Raw genomic sequence first — 19,883 nt, 5'->3', positions numbered from 1 at the left:
GCCTGTCATCCCGCGGTGTACACCACGCCGGGTTCGTGTTCCGCGCACTCGGCGACCACGCCGATCGGCCAGGCCGGGACGCCGGCGGCGGCCAGTTCCGAAGACACCGCCTCCACGCTGGCCTCCGGCAGGATCAGCGTCATGCCGATGCCGCAGTTGAAGGTCAGCAGCATCTCCTCGTCGGCGATGCCGCCCTGTTGCTGCAGCCAGCGGAACACCGCCGGCCACTGCCAGGCGTTCGTGTCGATGCGCGCATGCAGGGTCTCCGAGAGCAGCACGCGCGGCAGGTTCTCGGTCAGGCCGCCGCCGGTGATGTGGGCCGCTGCGTGCACCGGGTGGCGTGCCATGACCTCCAGCAGCGGCCGGGCATAGATGCGGGTGGGCGCCATCAGGGCCGCGCCCAGGGTCTCGCCGTCGCCGCCGGGCAGCGGCGCGTCGAGGTCCGCCTGCACGTGTTCCAGGACCCGCCGGATCAGCGAGTAGCCGTTGGAATGCGGACCGCTGGACGCCAGCCCGAGGATCACGTCGCCCGCGGCCACCTGGCTGCCGTCCAGCAGCTGATCCTTCTCCGCGATGCCGACCGCGAAGCCGGCGACGTCGTAGTCCTCGCCCTGGTACATGCCGGGCATCTCGGCGGTTTCGCCGCCGATCAGCGCGCAGCCGGCCTGCTCGCAGCCCTCGGCGATGCCGGTGATGACATCGCCGGCGATGTCGATGTCGAGGTGGCCGGTGGCGTAATAGTCGAGAAAGAACAGCGGCTCGGCGCGCTGAACGATGATGTCGTTCACGCACATCGCCACCAGATCGATGCCGATCGAGTCGTGACGATCGGTCTGCTGGGCAAGGCGCAGCTTGGTGCCGACCCCGTCGGTGCCGGACACCAGCACCGGCTGGCGGTAGCGATCCACGGGCAGTTCGAACAGCGCGCCGAAACCGCCCAGGCCCGCCAGGACCTCGGGGCGCAGGGTGCGCTGCGCGTGCGGCTTGATGCGTTCGACGAGTTCCGACCCGGCGGCGATGTCGACGCCGGCCTCGCGATAGGTCAGACCGGAAGAGGATTCGGACATGGGCAACGTTCCCGGAAAAGGGCCTTCTGGCGGGCCGCGACGCTGCCCGCGGGCAGGCGCGCATTGAACCCGGGCATGTTAGCCGCCCGTGCCGGGGCGTGCAAAGCGCGGGCGGCGCGCCGGCGGCGGGCGCTGTGCTATGTTGAGCGGCGTGTTGCCTGCCTGCTGCCCGTGAGTCCCATGCCTGCCGTGTCGCGTTCCATTTCCGCTGTCGCCCTGTTCCTGTCCCTGTGGCTGATCGCTTTGCTGCCACAGGCCGCGGGGGCGGGGACGCTGGTCGTTCAGAGCGATGCGGAAGAGCGCGAAGCGGCGCTGGCGGAAGGGCTCCACGCGGCGCTGGTGCGGGTGGCGGGGCTGGATTCCGACGCGGTGCGGGCGCTCGCCGACGAGCTGCGCGAGACCCCGGACGATGACGAACTGCCGGCGGCGCTGGAGCGCCAGCAGGCGCGCGACGCGGGCGGCTATCGCCTGGAGTTCGACCGGACTGCCCTGCGCCGGTCGCTGCGCGACGCCGCCGTTCCGATGATCGTCGGCTCGCGTCCGTCCCTGCTGGTGTGGGCGGTGGAGGAGGCCGACGGCCGGCGTGACCTGCTGGGCACCGCGTCCGTCGGGGAGGACTCCGGCGTGCTGGCCGCACTGGAGACCCTGGCCGGCGAGCGGGACATGCCGCTGCTGTTGCCGCTGGGGGATCTGCAGGACCGGCGCGAGGCGCGCATCAGCGACATCGTCGGACGCGTGACCGAACCGCTGTTCGAGGCCGCTCGGCGCTACGGTCCGGACGGCCTGATCCTGCTGCACCTGCGACCGGCGGAAGGCGAGACCCGCGCGCGGGCCCTGCTGGTGCACCGGGACCGCGAATACCGTGCCGAGGCCACCGGCGCGGATGCCCCGGCGGCCGCGCGTCGGGCGACCGCCACGGCGCTGGACCGGATGGGCGCTGACCTGGCGCGGGTGCCGGACGACCCCGAGTGGATCACGGTGGGCTTTACCGGGGTGGCGGGTTTCGACGGTTTTCGCCAGTTGCGTGCCCGGCTGGGCGGCATGGAGGCGATCGAACGCGTGCAGCTGGACTCGCTGGGCGGGGCCGCCCTGACCCTGCGGTTGCGCACCGGTCTGGATGCCGAGGCCCTGGACGAAGTGCTGCAGGACGCGGGTTTCCCCGCGGCCGGGGAGGAGGAACGGGAAGAGGCCGGGCTCCCCGACGCCGCACTGTGGCTGGGTGTGCGTTGATCCGGGGGAGGATCCGATGAGCGCAGAAACCCTGCCCCCCGGTGGCCCGGCCCCGGGGAACGTATCCGCCGCCACCGTGGCCGCGCTGCTGGGGCTGCTGGTCGTGGCCGGCGCGCTGTATCTGCTGGCACCCATTCTCATGCCGTTTCTGGTCGCGCTGCTGGTGGGCTACCTGTTCAACCCGCTGGTGACCCGCCTGGGGGTGCGCCTGAACACCTCGCGTACGGTGGCCACGCTGGTCATCTTCCTGCTGGTGATGCTGCTGCTGGCGGCGGTGGTGCTGATCCTGATTCCGCTGGTTGCCGCCCAGCTGGAGCGGTTGTTCCTGTTCCTGCCGGAGATCATGGCGTGGTTCGACCAGCAGGCACGGCCATGGCTGGAGCGGCATTTCGGCGACGGCATTCCGGTGCTGGATCCGCAGGCGGTGCAGGACATGGTGGCGCGCCACTGGCAGGAGGCGGGCGGCTTGGCCGGCGGCGCGCTGCACTGGATCGGCAGTTCCACCACCGCGCTGGTGATGGGCGTGCTCAACCTGGTGCTGATCCCGGTGGTGAGCTTCTATCTGCTGCGCGACTGGCCGCGCCTGATCGACGGCCTGCATGACCTGCTGCCGCTGGGCTGGCGGCCCCCGGTGGAGACCTTCGCGCGCGAATCCGACGAAGTGCTGGGTGCGTTCCTGCGCGGGCAGCTGCTGGTGATGGTTTCGCTGGGCCTGTTCTATGCGGTGGCCCTGTCGCTGGTGGGCGTGGAGCTGGGGCTGGCCATCGGCGTGATCGCGGGTGTGGTGAGTTTCATCCCGTATGTGGGCGTGATCGTTGGTATTACCCTGGCCAGCGCTGCAGTGCTGTTCGCCGGCGACGGCTGGGTCCTGCTGCTGGTGGTGTGGGCGATCTTCGCGGTGGCGCAGGTCCTCGAATCGGTCTGGCTGACGCCGTGGCTGGTGGGGGACCGCACCGGGCTGCACCCGGTGGCGGTGATCTTCGCCGTGCTGGCCGGGGGGCAGCTGTTCGGGTTCGTGGGGGTGCTGCTGGCCCTGCCGGTGGCGGCGGTGCTGGCCGTTGCGGTGCGCCACGCGCTGGCGCATTATCGCGCGCTCAATCAGCCCGCCCCCGGAGGGGATGCCGACCCGTGACCCGAGATCCCGCCAGCGCCGACACCGACGTGGCCCAGCTCCCGCTGGACCTGCGGCTGCGCGATGCCTCGCGCTTTGCGGAATACCACGCCGAGGCCAACCGGATCGCGCGCGACACCGTGGAGAGCCTGGGGCGCAACGCCGGGCTGAGTCAGCCGCAGGTCTATCTGCACGGGCCGGGCGCGACCGGCAAGACCCATCTGCTGCAGGCCGCCTGCCACGTGGCGCACGAGCGCGGCGACCGGGCCGCCTACCTGCCGCTGGCCGAACTGGCCACGGCGCCGCCCGCGGCGGTGCTGGACGGGCTGGAGCGTTCAGGGCTGGTGGCGCTGGATGACCTCGCGGCGGTGGTCGGCTCGCCGGCCTGGGACGAGGCGCTGTTCGGCCTGCTCAACCGTCTGCGCGATGCCGGTTGTCGGGTGTTGCTGGCGGCGCCGGAACCGCCGGACGGCATGGGCGCCACCCTGCCGGATCTGAGCTCCCGTCTGGGCTGGGGGCCGGTATTCCGCCTGGAGCCCCCGGAGGAAGAGGACCTCCGGCGCATCCTGGTGGACCGCGCCCGGCGGCGCGGCCTGGAGATGCCGGATGCGGTCGCCAACTACGTACTGCGCCACCAGCGGCGGGACGTGGCCGCGCTGCTGGTCCTGCTGGAACGCCTCGATCTGGCGGCGCTGGCCGAACAGCGCCGCCTGACCATCCCCTTCGTGCGCGATCAGCTGGCGCGTTCGGCCGCCGACTGAGCCGCGCGGGCGCGGCGCGCGTCAAGCTTCACGAACAGCAGGCAGCCGGCGAACCAGGCCAGGCTGAAGCCCGTGACCAGCGCACCGTAGAGACGGTCGCTGGCGACCGATGCCAGTGTGATCCCGAGGGTGATGTAGGCCAGCGCCAGCAGGCTGGCCCAGGCATGGGTGTAGCGGCGCGCATGCAGGATCCCGCGCAGCGGGAACAGCAGCGGCACCAGCAGGATGGCCAGCGCGAGGGCGCGCGGCAGGGCCTCCGGCGGCTGCAGCCAGCCGGTGAACGCCAGCAGGGTGGCGAACAGGCCGAACCACCCGATCAGGGTCATCCAGCGGAACAGGGCCACGAGGTTCATGCCTTGCCGCCTCCCTGGCCCTCTGCGGCCTGCAGCCGCTGCGCCAGCCGTCCCACGCGTTCGCCCAGCGCGCCGGCGATGCGCTGTTCCTCGCGCGAGACCGGCGCCTCGCCGCGTTCTCCGGCCACGTGGCTGGCGCCGTAGGGCGTGCCGCCGGTGGTGGTCGCGGAGAGCTCCGGCACGGTGTACGGCACGCCGGCCCACAGCATGCCCTGATGGATCAGCGGCAGGGCCATGGTCAGCAGGGTGGTCTCCTGGCCGCCGTGCTGGCTGGCGGTGCTGGTGAACACCCCGAACGGGCGATCCACCAGGCCACCGCTGGCCCACAGCCCGCTGGTGCCGTCGAGGAAGTGTTTCAGCGGCGCGGCCATGTTGCCGAAGCGGGTCGGCGAGCCCAGCACCAGCCCGGCGCATTCTTCCAGATCGCGGGTCTCGGCCCACGGCGGGCCGCTGTCGGGCACCGCCGGGATGTCGCCCGGGGTGCCGGTGGTCACCGTCGGGACCGTGCGCACCCGGGCGGTGGCCCCGGACTGCTCCACGCCGGTGGCCACGTGGCGAGCCAGTTCGGCAGTGGCCCCGTAGCGGCTGTAGTACAGCACCAGGACTTCCACGGCGGCGCTCATGGCAGGATCTCCAGGATCTGTTCGGGCGGCCGGCCGATGCGGGCGGCGTCGCCGTGGACGAGGATCGGGCGCTCGATCAGTTTCGGGTGTTCGACCATGGTCCGGATCAGCGCCTCGTCGTCCAGCTCGGCGTCCTTCAGGCCCAGTTCGCGGTATTCGGCCTCGCCGGTGCGCAGGACATCCCGCGGGCCCAGGCCCAGGCGGGCGAGGATTGCACGCAGGGTGTCGGCATCCGGCGGGGTCTTCAGGTATTCGACGATCTCCGGCTCGATGTCGCGTTCACGCAGCAGGGCCAGCGCGGCGCGGGACTTGCTGCAGCGCGGGTTGTGGTACAGCGTAGGGCGTGGCGATTCGGACATGCACGGACTCCGGAGGTGAAGGATTCATGACTGAAGCCAATGATAACCGGGCCCGCCGCTGGCGTGTCAGCGGCCGGGTGCAGGGCGTGTTCTTCCGCGCCTCGACGCAGAAGCAGGCGCGCCCGCTGGGCCTGACCGGCCATGCCCGCAACCTCCCCGACGGCAGCGTGGAGGTGCTGGCGGTGGGCTCGCCCGAGGCCCTCGACCGGCTCGGGACGTGGCTGCGCGAAGGCCCCCGTCAGGCCCGGGTGGACGACCTGCAGGCCGAGGACGTTCCGATCCCGCAGCCGCCGCCGGAGCGCTTCACCACCGGCTGAGCCGGGGCAGGTCTTCCCCCAGATGCATTGCGGGTGTAGATTAGAACGAACGTTCGTTTTAGTGAGACGTCGATGACCGCCAGTCCCGGAAAGGCCGTACGCGGGGAGACCCTGCGCAAGCTGGTGCTGGACACCGCACTGGAGCGCTTCAGCACCGACGGCTATTTCAATACCTCCATCCACGACATCCGCCGCCAGGCCGGGGTGTCCATCGGTTCGATCTATCACCACTTCGGCAACAAGGAGGCCCTGGCCAAGGCGCTGTACGACGACCTGCTGCAGCGCATGGATGCCGGGCTGCAGCAGGTGATGGAGGAGAGTCAGGACTGCCGCACGCGCTGCGACGGGATCATCGCCTTTCTGTTCGAGACCACCGCACAGGCCCCGCAGACCATGCGCTTCGTGCTGGAGTCCCGCCACCGGGAGTTCCTGCCGGATGAACCGCCGGTGTGTTCGTCGCAGCCGTTCCAGCGCATGCGCGAATGCATCGAGCAGGGCATGGCGGCCGGCGAGCTGCGGCCGATGGAGGTGCCGGTGGCGGCCACCGTGGCCTTCGGTGGAGCCATCCGCCTGCTGCACCTGTACCTCGACGGCGTGCTGGACCGTCCCCTGTCCGACTTTTTGCCCGACATGCAGGAGGCGGCATGGCGGGCGATTGCGATGGATCCGCCTCGCAACACCACCCGGGAGAACGCATGATGATGAAAAGAATGGCCGTACTGCCGTTGCTGCTGGCGCTGGCCGCATGGCCAATGCTGGCGGTGTCCGCCGCCGAAGCCGGCGCCGAACCCACCGACGCGAAGGCGCTGGAGGGCGTCGAGACCGGGCGCGTGGTGTTCGATCTCAACAACAGCGACCCCGAGGGGCTGGCGCTGTACCTGATGGTGATCCGCGAGACCCACGAGGACTTCACCGACCAGGGCGTGGAGCCGGACATGATCCTCGCCTTCCGCGGGCTGGCGGTGACCATGGTCAGCGAGGACCGCGAGCGGTTCGAACTGACGCAGTTCGAGCATCTGGACGCGATCGAGGAGCACATCGCCGCGCTGCGCGAGAAGGGCGTGCGGATGGAGGCCTGTTCGGTGGCCACGCGCCTGTTTGGCGTGGAGAACCACGACCTTCTGCCGGGTATTGATCCCGTACGCAATACCTTCGTGTCGCTGACCGGGTATCAGGCGCAGGGCTATGCGGTGATCCCGATCTACTGACCCCGGGAAGAGAACCGGAAAACCACCAGGAGGAGGAAACTACATGAGAAAAACGATACTGAGCATCTTTTTCGCCTGCGTCCTGCCGCTCGGTCTGGCCGTGCCGGCGGTCGCCGACGACGAGGGCCTGGATAACCGCGAGGCGACCCAGGGCATCGAGACCATGCGGGCGGTCTACGACATGCGCAAGTCCGATCCGGACGTAATGCTGGCGTACCTGCGCGGCATCGCCACCAACCACGAGAACCTGCTCAAGGAGGGCGTGGAGCCCGACCTGCGCATGGTGTTCATCGCCGAGGCGGTCAAGTTCATCACCACCGATCCGGAGCCGGAGGTCGACATCGACCACGCGGAGACCCTGGAGGAGATCGCGAAGGCAGTGGACCGGCTGGATGAACTGGGCGTGCAGATGGAAGTCTGCTCGGCCGCCACCCGCGCCTACGGCGTGGACAACGACACCATCCTGGAGCCGATCAAGCCGGTTCGCAGCGGATTCATCGCGGTGATGGGCTACCAGAACCAGGGTTACGCGCTGGTGCCGGTCTACTGAACCCGCACACCCCATCACACGGGGCCTTTGGGCCGTTGCATCCGTGCAGCGGCCTTTTTTCTGTCCGGCCACCTGCGGGCGTAGCGCCCGCCGGGGCTCAGCCGCGCGCCAGCCGGCGGTTGAGCACCCACACCGACAACGGCGCGAACACCGCCGCGATCCCCGCCGCCCAGGCCAGCGATGCGAGCGCCGGGGCCGCGACCGCTCCGTCGGCGTTCATCAGCCCGCGCGCGGCGTCGGTCAGGAGCGATACCGGATTGGCCTGGACGAAGCCCTGCAGCCACGCGGGCATGGTCTCCACCGGGACAAACGCCGAGCTGACGAACGTGACCGGGAACAGCGCGGTGAAGCCGAACAGCTGCACGTGTTCCGGGTCGCGCGCGAGCACGCCGACCAGCACCATCACCCAGGAGAACGCCACCGCGAAGGTCAGCACCAGCAGTACCATGACCAGCAGATGGCCGAAGGAGGTGGCCAGGCGGAAGCCCAGCAGGTAGCCCACGATCAGCAGCAGGGCGATGCACAGCACCTGCTTCACTACGTCCGCGAGGATGCGGCCGGCCAGCGGCGCCCAGCGCGGGATGGGCAGGGCGCGGAAGCGGTCGAACACCCCGCGGGTCAGGTCGGTGTTGAGGCCGTGGCCGACATACACCGTGACGAACAGCATGTTCATCACGATCACGCCTGGCAGCACGAAGGCGAGGTAGTCATCCGGCGAGCCGGCGATGGCCCCGCCGAACACGAACAGGAACAGCACCAGGAACAGGATCGGCTGGATGGAGTAGTCCCCCAGCTCCCACGGATTGCGGCGCACCTGCACCAGGCTGCGCCAGGCCAGCGCGAGGGTCTGGTCGAGGGCGTTCATGCGGCATCCTCCCCGCTGTGCCCGGCGGAATCGGCCAGCGCGTCGGCGCTGCCGGTCTGCCCGGTGAGTGACAGGAATACGTCGTCCAGGCTGGCGCTGCGCAGGCCCAGCTCCGCGACCTCGATCCCGGCGGCATCCAGCTCGCGCAGCACCGCCGGCAGCAGCGAGGCCTCGGCCACCGGTGCGCTGACGGTCTCGCCTTCTACATGCGGTTCGCTGCCGGTGAGCGCGGCCACCTGGCGGGCGGCCGCATCGGCCTGGTCTGCCTGCGCCAGGCGCAGGAACAGCGTGCGCGTGCCGACCCGGGCCTTCAGCTCCGCGGCCGTGCCCTCGGCGATCACGCGGCCCTGATCCAGCACCACGATGGAATCGGCCAGCGCATCCGCCTCCTCGAGGTACTGAGTGGTCAGCAGCACCGTGGTGCCGGCGTCCTGCAGCCGGCGTACCCGCGCCCACAGGTCGCGGCGGGCACGTGGGTCCAGTCCGGTGGAAGGTTCGTCGAGGAACAGGATGCGCGGGCGGCCGACCAGGCTGGCGGCCAGATCCAGCCGCCGGCGCATCCCGCCGGAATAGGTCTGCACCGGGCGGTTCCCGGCCTCCTGCAGGGAGAAGTCGGCCAGCAGCTCGTCGGCGCGGGCTCGGGCGGCGGCGCGCTTCATGCCCAGCAGACGGGCGATCAGGATCAGGTTCTCGCGTCCGGTCAGCTTCTCGTCCACCGAGGCGTACTGGCCGGTCAGGCCGATGATCTCGCGCACCCGCGCCGCCTCGTCGACCACATCGAGGCCACCGACCCGCGCGCGACCGGCGGTGGGGGACAGCAGGGTCGCCAGCATGCGCACCGTGGTGGTCTTGCCGGCGCCGTTCGGGCCCAGCAGCCCGAGCACATGGCCGGCCGGGACCTGCAGGCTGACCCCGTCCACCGCACGGGTGCCGGCGAAATCCCGGACCAGGCCTTCCACCTCGATGGTGTTGTCCACGCTTGCCTCCGTTTGCGGACGGTCAGGCGTGCTGCAGCTCGCGCGTCAGCTCGCGTCGGATCATCCAGTCCACGTACAGGAACCCGAAGGGCACCACGCCCATTGCCAGGACCACCAGCCATTTGAACACCGACCAGCCGCGCAGGTGGCTGGCCACCACGGTGGCGGCCGCATAGATCAGAAACAGGATGCCATGGATCCAGCCGACCCAGGTGACCGCCATGTGCATGTCCGCATAGGTGCGCAGCGGCATGGCGACAAACAGCAGGGTGATCAGGGAGATGCCCTCGATCACGCTGATCGCGCGAAAGTATTTCATGGCCTTCCGGTATCGCTGGTGAAACGGTCGCGAAGGGTAGCACGCGAGCGTGTACATGGATCAGTGTTTCCCTTAGGGGGTGATGGTGACCGAGGGCTCGAGAGCGCCGAGCAGGGCGTCGCCCTGCGGGCCGGCCAGCAGCGGGCTCTCGCGGCCGAGCACCACTTCGGCCGCCGGCTGACGTTCCAGTGCGCGGAGCAGCTCGCGGGGAGCGCTCGAGCGCAGCGACTGAACCCGCACCGGAGGGTCGTCGGTCGCCGCCCATTCGCTCAGGGCCCGGTCCCGCTCCCGCACGGCGTCGGGGTCGTCCAGCGGGACGAGCAGCACGATCAGGGGGCGCCGTTGCTGGCGGGCCCGGGCGCGGGCGAAGGCGAGGGCTTCGTGCGCGGTCTCCGGGGCATCGGCCACCACCAGGACCGGGCTGTCGGGACGTGTCGGCCGGGTGCCGGTGAGGTGGACCCGTCCCGGGGCTTCATGGATCAGGCGGCGCGCGGTGGAGCCCAGGCGGTTGCCGGTCGCGGCCGACCAGCCGATCTTGCCCAGCACGAGGAAATCATCGGGGGTGGTCAGCGCGAGCACCTCGCGGTGCACCGAGCCGCGGCGGACCTCGAGCGAGCAGCGGATCTTTGCACGCGCGGCGGCCTGTTCGGCCGCACGGCGGAGGTGGGTGGCCCGGCGCCGCAGGCGGGTCTCCAGCGGCCCGGTTTCCAGCGGCCGCGGCTGCCCGGAGAGCGAACCGATCTCGCGGGTGAAGGGAAAGGCGGCGCTGCGCAGCAGATCGGCCTCCTCGACAAAGATCGCCTGCAGTTCGCCCTGCAGCGTGGAGGCCAGCGTCGCCGCGGCCTCGAGCGCGGCCTGGCTGGCGCGCGAGGCGTCGAGCAGGACCAGGATGCGCCCGGCCTCCGTCGACGGGGGCGGCTGCGTGCCCGCGGGGTCAGTCATCGTCCTCGTCCCGAGGAACGGGTTCGGCGTCCTCGGCGCCCGCGTCGTCGTGCCGGCGATGCCGCGCAAGGCGGGCGAAGGTCGCCAGCCGGTCGGCGACCGCGCGGTTGAAGCTCTCCGCCGGGAACTCGCCATCGGCGTCCGCTTCCCCCGGGGGCATGTCGGCGAGCAGGGCAACGGCGTCGTCCACCGTGCGCAGCGGGTACACGTGGAAGCGGCCGGCGGCCACGGCCTCGCGCACGTCGCGGCGCAGCATCAGGTGCTCGACGTTGCTGGCCGGGATGAGCACGCCGTGGCCGTTCATCTCGCCCGCTTCCCGACAGACATCGAAGAACCCCTCGATCTTTTCGTTGACCCCGCCGACGGCCTGGACCTCGCCGTGCTGGTTGACCGAGCCGGTCACCGCCAGCGCCTGCTTCAGCGGGATCCGCGCGATGGCCGACAGCAGGGCACAGATCTCGGCGACCGACGCGGAATCGCCCTCGATCCCGCCGTAGGACTGTTCGAAGGCGAGACTGGCCGACAGCGACAGCTCCGCATCCCCGGTGTAACGGCTGGCGAGAAAGCGTGAAAGGATCATCACGCTCTTGCTGTGGATCGGCCCGGCCAGTCTGGCCTCCCGCTCGATGTCGATGACCTGGCCCTTGCCCGGCCGCGCGGTCGCGGTGATGCGCATGGGGCGTCCGAACAGGTGGCTGCCCAGCTGCATCACGGACAGGCCATTGACCTGGGCCGTCTGCCTGCCTTCCGTGGCGATCATCACCGTGCCGCGGCGGATCTGCTCCAGGCTGCGCCGTTGCACGCGTGCCGAGCGCTCGATGCGTTCCTCGATCGCGCGTTCGATGTGGGCGGCGCCGATGGTTCCGGCCTCTGCCTGGCGCGCCCAGTGGTCGGCCTCCATCAGCAGGTCGCGCAGGGTGCGGTCATGGGCGGTGAGCCTGGTCTGGTCCCCGGCCAGACGGCTGGCGTGTTCGATGGTGCGGGCCACGGCGCCGCGGTCCAGCGGGCGCAGCTCGTCGCGCCGCGCCATGCTGGCGAGCATGCGCGCGTACAGGGCGTAACCGGCCTCGTCGCGCTCGAGGTCGTCCTCGAAGTCGGCCTCGACCTTGAACAGCTCGGCGAAGTCCGGGTCGTAATGCGACAGCAGGTAGTACAGCAGGCGGTCGCCCACCAGCACCACCTTGGGCGAGACCGGGACCGGTTCGGGTTCCAGGCTGACAGTGCTGACCAGGCCGTAGAGCCGCTCCAGCGACTCGATGCGGATCTCGCCGGAGAACAGCACGCGCTTCAGGCTGTCCCACGCCATCGGCTGCATCAGCACCCGCCGGGCGTCGAGGATCAGATAGCCGCCGCTGGCGTGGTGCAGCGCACCGGCGCGGATCAGCGAGAAGTCGGTGTACAGCGCGCCGTTGTGCACGTGGTGTTCAATCTGGCCGGTCAGATGCTGGTGATTGGGCAGGTCCTCGTAGATCACCGGCGCCCCTTCGGTTTCCGCATGGTCCACCAGCAGATTGGCGCGGAAACGGGCCAGCAGCGCTTCCGGGGGCGCGTGATCCTGCCCGCTCTGCCCATCCTGCCCGCCCTGTTCGTCGTGGCCGCCGCGGAAGGCCTCGGCGTGTTCCACCACGTGCCCGTGGATGGCGTCGAGCTGTTCCGCCACCCGCGGCAGGTGCGCCCACTTCTCCTTCAGTTCGCGGATCGGGCCGCCGAGGGTCAGCTGCACCATCTCCTCGTTCAGCGAGTGGACCTTCTCCCGCAGCTCCTTGCGCAGGCGGGGCACCTGCTGGATGGCCTGCTGCAGCTGTTTCTGCAGTTCCTCGGCCTTCTGCTCGATGCGCTCGCGTTCTTCCTCCGGCAGCTTTTCGTATTCCTCCGGGTCCAGGACCTCGCCGTCACGCACGGGCGCGAAGGTGAAGCCGCTGGGGGTGCTGACCAGCTCGATGTCGTGCTTGTTGGCCTCTTCCTGGACCTCGCGGACGCCTTCGTTCTGGCGTTCGGACATCTCCTCCTGCAGTTCCCGCAGCCGCCCCTGGTATTCGTCGCTCTCGAAGGCGGCGGGGATGCTGGTGCGCATCTCCTCGACCAGATTCTCGAGATCATCGCGCAGCTGACGTCCCTCGCCGGCCGGCAGGCGAATCGCGTGGGGGCGTTCCGGCCGGTCGAAGTTGAACATGTGGCACCAGTCCGGCGGAACCTCTTCGCTGGCCGCGCGACGGGCGAGAAAACGCCGCACCAGATCGTGCCGGTCGCTGCCCTCGGGGCCGAGCACGAACAGATTGAACCCCGCGCTGCGCATGCCCGCCCCGAATTCCAGCGCGCGCAGCAGCCGCTCCTGGCCGCAGGGGAGTTCCAGTTCTTCCAGCTCTTCGGTGGTGTCGAATTCGAGCTGCTCCGGCGGGCAGCGATGGTAGGTCCGTTCCGCGTCCAGGGGTTTCGGTCGGGTCATGCCAGCTCTCCTTGATCCGTACCCCGGACCATAGCCGGATACCTGCCCCGGCGACAAAGGCCTGCACCCCGGGGTTGCCGGGCCGCGCTCCCGCAGCCGGGATCAGCTCTGTGTGTGGACCGAGTCCAGTTCCAGCAGCTCCAGGCGGTGATTGCCCGAGGGGTGCGGCTCGGAGGGGCCCTGGACGAGCAGGGCCAGGCCTTCGTTGATGCCGTTCTCCGCGAGCCACTGGTGCGCGAAGTCGTTCCAGTCGCTGCGGTCCTCGGCCACGGCCTCCGGCCGGACACCGTAGGAAAACTGCAGGCCCTGAGCGGTTTCAGGGTGCGGCGTAAAGGCCGCGATCCAGCAGGGCAGGCCCAGGCCGGCGATGCGTCGGGCGGTGGCGCCGCTGAGCGTGGGTACCAGCGTGACCTGCGGTCGGCTTCGGTGCGCGGTGTGGAATACGCTGCGCGCGATCAGGTCGGCGGCGCGCTCCTGCCCGGGCAGGTCGGGTTCGTCGGGGTGGTCGGTGCCCGCGGCGGCGTCGCGTTCCGGTTCGATCGAACGGGCGATGGCCGCCAGCATCGCCACGGATTCCACCGGATAGCGCCCCATCGCGGACTCGCCGGAGAGCATCACGCAGTCGGTGCCGCCGAGGATGGCATTCGCCACGTCGGTGGCCTCGGCGCGCGTGGGCCGGCGTGAGTTCACCATCGACTCCAGCATCTGCGTGGCGGTGATCACCGGGCGGTTGTGCCGGTTGGCACGGCGAGTGATGCGGCGCTGGGCCAGCGCGATGCTCGCGATCGGGATCTCCACCCCCAGATCCCCGCGCGCCACCATGATGCCGTCGGCCGTCTCGAGGATGCTGTCGAGCTGCTCCAGCGCGTCGGCGCGCTCGATCTTCGCGATGATGAAGGGGTTGTAGCCCAGATCCTCCGCGGCCTTGCGCACCGCCAGGATGTCCTCGCCGTCGACCACGAAACTCTGGCTGACCGCGTCCACCCCGTGCTGCGCCGCAAACCGCAGCCATGCGTGATCGTCCAGCGTGAAGGCGCGGATGCCCAGATCGATGCCCGGCAGGTTCAGCCCCTTGCGCGAGCGCAGCTCCCCGCCGGTCTGCACGCGGCAGCTGACGTCGGGCCCGGCGACCGACTCCACCTCCAGCTCGATGTAGCCGTCGTTCAAAAACAGCGCATCGCCCGGCTGCACCGCCTCCGGCAACCCGGAGAACGACACGCTGACCCGCGAGGCGTCCCCGATGCACTCCCGGGTGGTCAGCGTGATGCCCTGACCCGGCTCCAGCTCGATCGGCTCCTCGGCCAGCTCGCCGATGCGCATCTTCGGCCCCGGCAGATCCCCGAGGATGGCCACACGGGTCCCGGTTTCCTGCGCCGCTTCGCGGATCCGCGCGATCAGGCCGGCGTGACAGGCGGGATCGCCATGCGAGAAGTTCAGCCGCACCACGTTCAGCCCGGCCTGCATCATCCGCCGCAGCGTCTCCGGTGAATCGGACGCCGGCCCGATGGTGGCCACGATCTTCGTCTTCTGTGCGGGAAACGGCATGACAGACCCTTGCTCGATCAATGCCATCGAGAGTAAACCGTCCGCGAAAGTCTGTCGCCACCGAGCCTGGCGGGCGTCCTCCATCCGGAACCCGGATACCTCTCAATGGTCCATGGGTATGTGTTTCGGGGCAGGGGATCGCCAGGCCGACAAACCACGGCTGTCAACATATCAAGCCGGAAGGGTGGTGCACGTGATACGGACGAACGGGATCTGCACATGGCCCATGGTCCTGGTGGCCGTGGCGCTTCTGGTGTTCGGCCTGAGCGGCAACGCGGCCGCCGGGGAACGGCAGGCCGAGATCGTGCAACTGGTGGAGGGCCTGGACGAGGACGAGCTCATCGTCTTTGAGCCGGAGGACCCCCGGTACACCGTGACGGTCTTTACCGACGTCAACTGCCCCTATTGCCGCGAGTTCCACCAGCAAATCGACGACTACCTCCTGTGGGACATCCGCATTCGCTATGCGGCGTTTCCCGTCATCGGCAACGCCTTCGAGCAGATGGAGGCGGTGTGGTGCAGTGACGACCGGCAGGATGCCATCACGCGGGCCAAGCTGGGCGGGACCGAAGTAAAGGCGGAAGGTTGCCCGAATCCCGTGGCCGATCATCTGGCCATCGCCCGGGAGCACCGTTTCCTGGGTACCCCCACCATCATCACCCCCAAGGGGCAGATCAGGTACGGCCTGGTCCCCGCTGCCGAACTCGCAGACATGCTGGAAGCCGAGGCGGCCCGGTAAGCAGCGTATTCTCCATGCGCTGGAGGCCCCCTCTGGTTCTTAGCGATATCGGTGGATGCCTGGACGCTGACCCGGCCGGAGGCAGCCACCTTGCCCGTCGCGCACCTGCTTGCCGGGCTTCGCGCCTGGTTGTTCGTTGGTCAGATGCCAGTTGCCGCTGACCCGGATGCTCCAGCGTCCCTTTGCAGTGCCCTTCAGTCGGTGCAGGTGGCACCCGGGAATATCCATGTCTTCGACCGTGGCCGCCGTATCCAGCGCTGCCAGCAGTATTCTCGGACGTCCTGCATGTCGAGGCTGTATCCCTGTCACGCTGCCTGACTCGTAGAAGCGGCGCAGTCCCTTGTGCCGAAACGACTCGATCATGTTCCTAGGGGTGGGTGTTGCGCAATACGCGACACCCGGGCCGAGTGGTCAAGACCCGCGTGAAGCCGCGACGGCTCAAAGCAGGTTCGTCCTTCAGTGTTGAGGAGGCCGTCGCGGAGGGTGGGGAGTGTCCCGTTGTCCAGCTCTCGACCGCACCACCAAACGGCGTCATCGCGAGGCGCGCAGCGCCGTGGCGATCTCGGTGGATGACCCGGTGCTGATCGAGGTGGTCGTCAGGGGTAGCGTGTGGAGTTGGCCACGGCCCCTGGCGGGACCTCGCCATCACGGGCCAGGGGGGCAGTGGAAGGCCGCTTGCCCCTGGAAACCTCTGACCGCCCTTTTCTGCCCGAGAATTGGCCGAATAAGACCCTATGAAGCCCTTCGGCCGGACACTGGCTCGTTGTTTTCAGCCTGTTATCAAGGTCCGGCCCAGTAATGGGCTCGCCTGTGTTGCTCGCACATCAAAGTTGGAAAGTGCTGAGACGATAGGCTGCTATGGTGTGTGTTCAACCAAGTCGTCGGGCGATCGCGAACTCGACGAGTATTAGCTGAACTTCCCATGCGACCCGCCAAGAGGCGAATGCCCAAGGGATAGGTTCCGGCCAAACCAGCCGTCGTGCAGCCTCCGCCCCAGCAACCGATATGGTACTAGAATCCTAATAGATCTGTCGAACTGCGCGGCGCCGTACTCTTCGCCATAGTCCCACCCGGCCTTCCCAGTCAACGAACCAAGGATGTTCCTCGAATTGGCGACAAATTTCGTCTTTCCCGGCGTTGGTCTTTATATACACCTTCGGTGCCTCAGCGGCATTCGTGAGTCTTTCGAGTAATAAATAGCGAGCGGTCCGTGGGATTCCTTTGCAACTCATTATATCTAGAGCGAGGTGCAATACGCCTGTATTAACAACCCCTTCCCGTTCTAGAAGCTCCCCAGCGCGGTTGCAGATCGCGATTCCGAACGGTATCTCTCCATTTCTTTTGTTAAAGTAAAACAAAAACCCGATCACGTTAAGATAATCTCTGGCGGTGAAGTAATTCGGATCGATCCCAAGGTATGAGAGTGTCTCATCAGGCTCCAAGCTAAATGGAGTAGGGAAATGGGACAGTGTTGCAAGTAGGTTAACGATAATAGGCGTGCTGTTGTCTGGCGGTCCGATGGTATCGCTACTGGCGTCCGTATTGAACTCTCTGTGAGGCTTTAGAGAGTTCAATACCTCAACCACACGATTGAAAATGCGTTCATGATGCCAAAGGATCGACGGATCGGAATCTTCCCCGTTGAGTATCTCTTGCCAACACAAGATTGCCGTAGAAAGCGCAATCCCTGTGCTATCTGTAGGGCGAATCGAGGCGAAGTATGCTGCTATATCTATATAAATCCATATCAAGCTTCTACGGATGCTAGCGGGAAGAGCGGGATGACCTTCCGCCAGCCTCAGGGCTCGCATGCGTATCACACCCGGGACACGCGCGGCCGCATTAGATAGGCCACCGCTTTGTGCGCAAGAAAGCCGAATGTCTTGAAGGAACTTACGTTGCCATCGGTGAAGCTCCTTGGTGGTGGACTCTATCGTGTCCGACTCTCCCTTGAGCGTCCCCTTCGCTGTGTCACAACGTGCTTGAATGAGTTCGTCTAGCGCCTGAACTGCCGCGCCGATGGTTCTCCCGATTGTCTGGGATTGAACCCCGTGCAAGTCGAGAAATGGACGCGAAAGAACGTTGGTTTTATGTTGGTTCAAACGTAGATTGTATTCGCTGAGCCTTGCCTCGATTATGCTAATCGCATGCTTGGCATCGGCGTCGGTTGAGCAGAACACGTAGTAGTTGTCTACGTACCTATAAATTAGGAAAGAAGGGCACGTTTCCGGCTCGACAGACATCTCGGATCTGTCGTCTAAATCGGAGAGGATGTTCAAGTCGATCTGTTGGAATATTATCTCAGCAAATATTCGGCTTATCTCAGGGCCAACGATAATGCCGTGGGTCTCGTTCCAGTTAGCGCGTTGCATTACATAGTCAAAATAGGGCCCAAAGGGCTGAACTCGACCGGACCTTTTATGCTGCCTTCCCTTTACAGGTTCTATATTCTCCTTGGTGTGTAATTTTCCACGTATGGCCCAAGCTATGGAATGTGTGTAGATGCTCGGGAAAGCTGCTTGAACGTCTAGGCTCGCGAGTATCGGATATTGTTCTTCGTTGGAAAGAAAACTCTTTGAGCCAAAGAATTTATATAGCCTACGGTAGCCGCGATAGAGAAAGAACTGGCGGGGTTGCATTTCCTCGGATGTCTCAACCAGCGAGCTTTTGGTATCCGAGTTATCCAGTTGAGGTTTTGGGCGTCTGTGTGTCACGGCGGTTTCTAGCTTTACTCGATCCACGCCGATTCCGCAGGGGGCTCGTAGTGTTAAGGGGGATCGTGAGGTTGCCTGTAAGATTCGATCAGATTCTTCATGAAGAAAAAACGCGAAGCGGATTTGGCTTTTACAGTGAGGAAGAGCGATATGTCTCGATTTGCCTTCAGATGTTCGTGAAATAAAATGCAAGGGGATTTCGTGCGTCCCTTGGATAGGGTCCATTAGTTTCGCTATGAAGCTGGCGAGCCACGCGGACTCGTTGGGGTGGTGGGTGGCTGTCCGTGCTTCCGTGAAGCGTTGACAGTTGGTTAGTGAAAGGCGCTGGAGATTGTGATGCAACCCGTAGTTGTCAAGGAAAAGAGGGAGTTCTTCCGGATGAGTGTCACTCCAGAGTGCACGGAGTGTGTCGGATCGCAAGAAGGCTCGCTCATCTTGGGTACGGAACTTGCGGTTATGTGCCATGCGACCAACCTTCAATCAGCCGGCGAGCGCGCGAGGGCGAGACTCTGTGGAACAGCCGTAGTTTATGACCCGCTGTGAATGATATCGAAAGCAACTGACGCCGTTGTTCCGGCGACAGGTGGGCACGGAGGCCTCGGGATAGTGGCGTTTTGGTTCCATATAGGATCGAGCGAAGGAATGCGTCGATAGAGGGTAAGGCTCCGGCGTCATAGCAGTCAGGGGTTAGGTGTGGGTAATTGTAGTAGATCCCCGTAAGCATGGCTTGCGATTTGACCCCGCGCCTGACGAGCGCGGTATTGGATGCGAGAAGTTTTAGGGAGTCTTTAAGGGTGGTGAAGTTTTGGTGCCTTTTGAACTCCATGAAGCACCGGATGATTTTAGACTTTATTCTTTTAGTTTTTGCCGGGCTTATATCGACCGAAACCGAGTGGTCTGATCTGCAACTAAATATGTAGCCTAAGTAGGTGAATGGCTCGCGCATCGGGCATTCGGTCTTGTTGACGTCTATGGCTCGGTGTTTTTCGGGGTTCTTGTTTATCTGTAGGTCACCAGGTACGCGGTCTAGTAACGTTTGCAGTGTTTCATTGATGGGGTGGCTGTATTTGTTTTTTGCGCGAATTATTATGATGTCGTCGACGAACCGGCCGTAGAAGTACGTTTCGTGGTCACGAAGAAAGTAGAGGTCAATGTCTTGCATTGCGTATTCGGTGAGCGCGGAGCTCATCCCGATGCCGCGAGCGATGCCTGGTATGCCGTTTGCGTCGCACGTTCGATTGTAACGAGAGAGTGACCGCTTTACGGGGCCGCTTGCCCGCAGTCGGCGATTGACTTGGTCTACGAGGGTGGGTCTGTCGAAGGATTCGAAAAAGGCGGATACGTCAAATCGATAGAGGGTCGCGGGTCCAAGCTCTCGTAGTGAGTAGATGAGTTGCCCGATTTGTTGGTGTCTAGGGGTTGTGGCTATTGTTAGTTCGTGTCGAAGTATTTGGGTGGTCGCAAAGTCGACAATCTTTTCGTGTGGGTTGGTAAGTTGCAATCCCGGCTTCTTATTGAATGATGCACGTTTGGCTTCGAACGGGCCTCGGTTTGGGTCGGTGGCGGATAAGGTATCTGCCTGATGTTTGGCGATCACCTCTTCAATTCTTCCGGATTTGTAGTGGTCGGAGGTGATCAGAGTGTCATGGATAGAACGTCGGATGAGTTGGGTCCAGTACATTGTGAGTCTCCGGCAAACGTTAAAAAAGTGTTGCGCGAAGGGTGGATCTTGGTGGTTTTGTGCGGATGGGTCAATT

The 19,883-nt window shown here is 66.2% G+C and carries 21 protein-coding genes; 8 read left to right on the top strand and 13 right to left on the bottom strand.

The genetic code is table 11. The features are described from left to right. Positions 1-5: 5 nt before the first annotated feature. A complete protein-coding gene (gene purM, locus C998_RS0106840; protein ID WP_018870115.1) occupies positions 6-1,067 on the bottom strand; it encodes a phosphoribosylformylglycinamidine cyclo-ligase in 1,062 nt (353 codons plus the stop codon). A gap of 180 nt (positions 1,068-1,247) precedes the next feature. On the opposite strand from purM, the gene C998_RS0106835 reads away from it, so the two are divergent. From C998_RS0106835 to hda, 3 genes are read left to right on the top strand one after another with little or no spacing between them, the layout of a single operon-like run. Continuing rightward, on the top strand, positions 1,248-2,297 hold the full coding sequence (locus tag C998_RS0106835) for a DUF2066 domain-containing protein (RefSeq protein WP_018870114.1): 1,050 nt from the start codon (positions 1,248-1,250) through the stop codon (positions 2,295-2,297). Between the two features lie 16 nt (positions 2,298-2,313). Beyond that, positions 2,314-3,429, top strand: a complete 1,116-nt coding sequence (locus tag C998_RS0106830) for an AI-2E family transporter (RefSeq protein WP_018870113.1) — start codon at positions 2,314-2,316, stop codon at positions 3,427-3,429. Beyond that, the gene (gene hda / locus C998_RS0106825; protein ID WP_018870112.1) at positions 3,426-4,169 is read left to right on the top strand and encodes a DnaA regulatory inactivator Hda; all 744 of its coding nucleotides are present in this window, start codon (positions 3,426-3,428) and stop codon (positions 4,167-4,169) included. Before C998_RS0106830 ends, hda begins: the two co-directional genes overlap by 4 nt. Here the strand turns inward: hda and C998_RS0106820 are convergent. From C998_RS0106820 to arsC, 3 genes are read right to left on the bottom strand one after another with little or no spacing between them, the layout of a single operon-like run. After that, entirely contained in the window at positions 4,142-4,522 is a 381-nt protein-coding gene (locus C998_RS0106820) for a DUF2069 domain-containing protein (protein ID WP_018870111.1), read from the bottom strand. The genes hda and C998_RS0106820 overlap by 28 nt on opposite strands. After that, positions 4,519-5,145: an NAD(P)H:quinone oxidoreductase gene (gene wrbA / locus C998_RS0106815; protein WP_018870110.1), complete on the bottom strand. Its 627-nt coding sequence runs from the start codon at positions 5,143-5,145 to the stop codon at positions 4,519-4,521. Before wrbA ends, C998_RS0106820 begins: the two co-directional genes overlap by 4 nt. Then, positions 5,142-5,504 carry an arsenate reductase (glutaredoxin) gene (gene arsC, locus C998_RS0106810; protein ID WP_018870109.1) on the bottom strand — a complete coding sequence of 121 codons (363 nt, stop codon included), beginning with the start codon at positions 5,502-5,504 and terminating at the stop codon, positions 5,142-5,144. Before arsC ends, wrbA begins: the two co-directional genes overlap by 4 nt. 26 nt (positions 5,505-5,530) lie before the next feature. On the opposite strand from arsC, the gene C998_RS0106805 reads away from it, so the two are divergent. The 4 genes from C998_RS0106805 (at position 5,531) to C998_RS0106790 (ending at position 7,579) form a co-directional block, all read left to right on the top strand. Then, the gene (locus C998_RS0106805; RefSeq protein ID WP_018870108.1) at positions 5,531-5,821 is read left to right on the top strand and encodes an acylphosphatase; all 291 of its coding nucleotides are present in this window, start codon (positions 5,531-5,533) and stop codon (positions 5,819-5,821) included. 72 nt (positions 5,822-5,893) lie between these two features. After that, entirely contained in the window at positions 5,894-6,520 is a 627-nt protein-coding gene (locus tag C998_RS0106800; RefSeq protein ID WP_018870107.1) for a TetR/AcrR family transcriptional regulator, read from the top strand. Between the two features lie 2 nt (positions 6,521-6,522). Continuing rightward, positions 6,523-7,029, top strand: a complete 507-nt coding sequence (locus C998_RS0106795; protein ID WP_026279510.1) for a DsrE family protein — start codon at positions 6,523-6,525, stop codon at positions 7,027-7,029. Positions 7,030-7,072: 43 nt separating this feature from the next. Next, positions 7,073-7,579, top strand: coding sequence for a DsrE family protein (locus C998_RS0106790; RefSeq protein WP_018870105.1), 507 nt, complete (start codon positions 7,073-7,075; stop codon positions 7,577-7,579). 97 nt (positions 7,580-7,676) lie between these two features. On the opposite strand, the gene C998_RS0106785 is transcribed toward C998_RS0106790, so the two are convergent. The 6 genes from C998_RS0106785 to pyk form a co-directional block, all read right to left on the bottom strand. Beyond that, positions 7,677-8,444 (bottom strand): ABC transporter permease, encoded by a 768-nt coding sequence (locus tag C998_RS0106785; RefSeq protein WP_018870104.1) that lies wholly within the window; start codon positions 8,442-8,444, stop codon positions 7,677-7,679. After that, positions 8,441-9,421: a daunorubicin resistance protein DrrA family ABC transporter ATP-binding protein gene (locus tag C998_RS0106780; RefSeq protein WP_018870103.1), complete on the bottom strand. Its 981-nt coding sequence runs from the start codon at positions 9,419-9,421 to the stop codon at positions 8,441-8,443. Before C998_RS0106780 ends, C998_RS0106785 begins: the two co-directional genes overlap by 4 nt. 22 nt (positions 9,422-9,443) lie before the next feature. Next, positions 9,444-9,740, bottom strand: a complete 297-nt coding sequence (locus tag C998_RS0106775; protein WP_018870102.1) for a DUF3817 domain-containing protein — start codon at positions 9,738-9,740, stop codon at positions 9,444-9,446. Between the two features lie 72 nt (positions 9,741-9,812). Then, entirely contained in the window at positions 9,813-10,682 is an 870-nt protein-coding gene (locus C998_RS0106770) for a universal stress protein (RefSeq protein ID WP_018870101.1), read from the bottom strand. After that, positions 10,675-13,128, bottom strand: a complete 2,454-nt coding sequence (locus C998_RS0106765) for a Lon protease family protein (protein WP_018870100.1) — start codon at positions 13,126-13,128, stop codon at positions 10,675-10,677. The genes C998_RS0106770 and C998_RS0106765 overlap by 8 nt, the downstream gene beginning before the upstream one ends. A gap of 102 nt (positions 13,129-13,230) precedes the next feature. Beyond that, on the bottom strand, positions 13,231-14,673 hold the full coding sequence (pyk, locus tag C998_RS0106760) for a pyruvate kinase (protein WP_018870099.1): 1,443 nt from the start codon (positions 14,671-14,673) through the stop codon (positions 13,231-13,233). Positions 14,674-14,899: 226 nt separating this feature from the next. Here pyk and C998_RS0106755 point away from each other — a divergent pair, with 226 nt between their 5' ends. Continuing rightward, positions 14,900-15,412, top strand: a complete 513-nt coding sequence (locus C998_RS0106755; RefSeq protein WP_018870098.1) for a DsbC family protein — start codon at positions 14,900-14,902, stop codon at positions 15,410-15,412. Between the two features lie 39 nt (positions 15,413-15,451). Here the strand turns inward: C998_RS0106755 and C998_RS14455 are convergent, their stop codons facing one another. The 3 genes from C998_RS14455 to drt3a all read right to left on the bottom strand — a co-directional run bounded on the left by C998_RS14455 (position 15,452) and on the right by drt3a (position 19,807). Beyond that, a complete protein-coding gene (locus tag C998_RS14455) occupies positions 15,452-15,775 on the bottom strand; it encodes a type II toxin-antitoxin system RelE/ParE family toxin (RefSeq protein WP_081617420.1) in 324 nt (107 codons plus the stop codon). 656 nt (positions 15,776-16,431) lie between these two features. Then, the gene (locus C998_RS14450; protein ID WP_196799379.1) at positions 16,432-18,153 is read right to left on the bottom strand and encodes an RNA-directed DNA polymerase; all 1,722 of its coding nucleotides are present in this window, start codon (positions 18,151-18,153) and stop codon (positions 16,432-16,434) included. 427 nt (positions 18,154-18,580) lie between these two features. Further along, positions 18,581-19,807, bottom strand: coding sequence for an antiviral reverse transcriptase Drt3a (gene drt3a / locus C998_RS14810; RefSeq protein ID WP_156001269.1), 1,227 nt, complete (start codon positions 19,805-19,807; stop codon positions 18,581-18,583). Between the last annotated feature and the right edge of the window lie 76 nt (positions 19,808-19,883).

Origin of the sequence: Thioalkalivibrio sp. ALgr3 (genome assembly GCF_000377325.1) — a bacterium.
In the GTDB taxonomy this organism is placed as follows: Bacteria; Pseudomonadota; Gammaproteobacteria; order Ectothiorhodospirales; family Ectothiorhodospiraceae; genus Thioalkalivibrio.
Note: the sequence above shows the minus strand (reverse complement) of the source record. Positions and strands in the feature narration are given on the sequence as shown.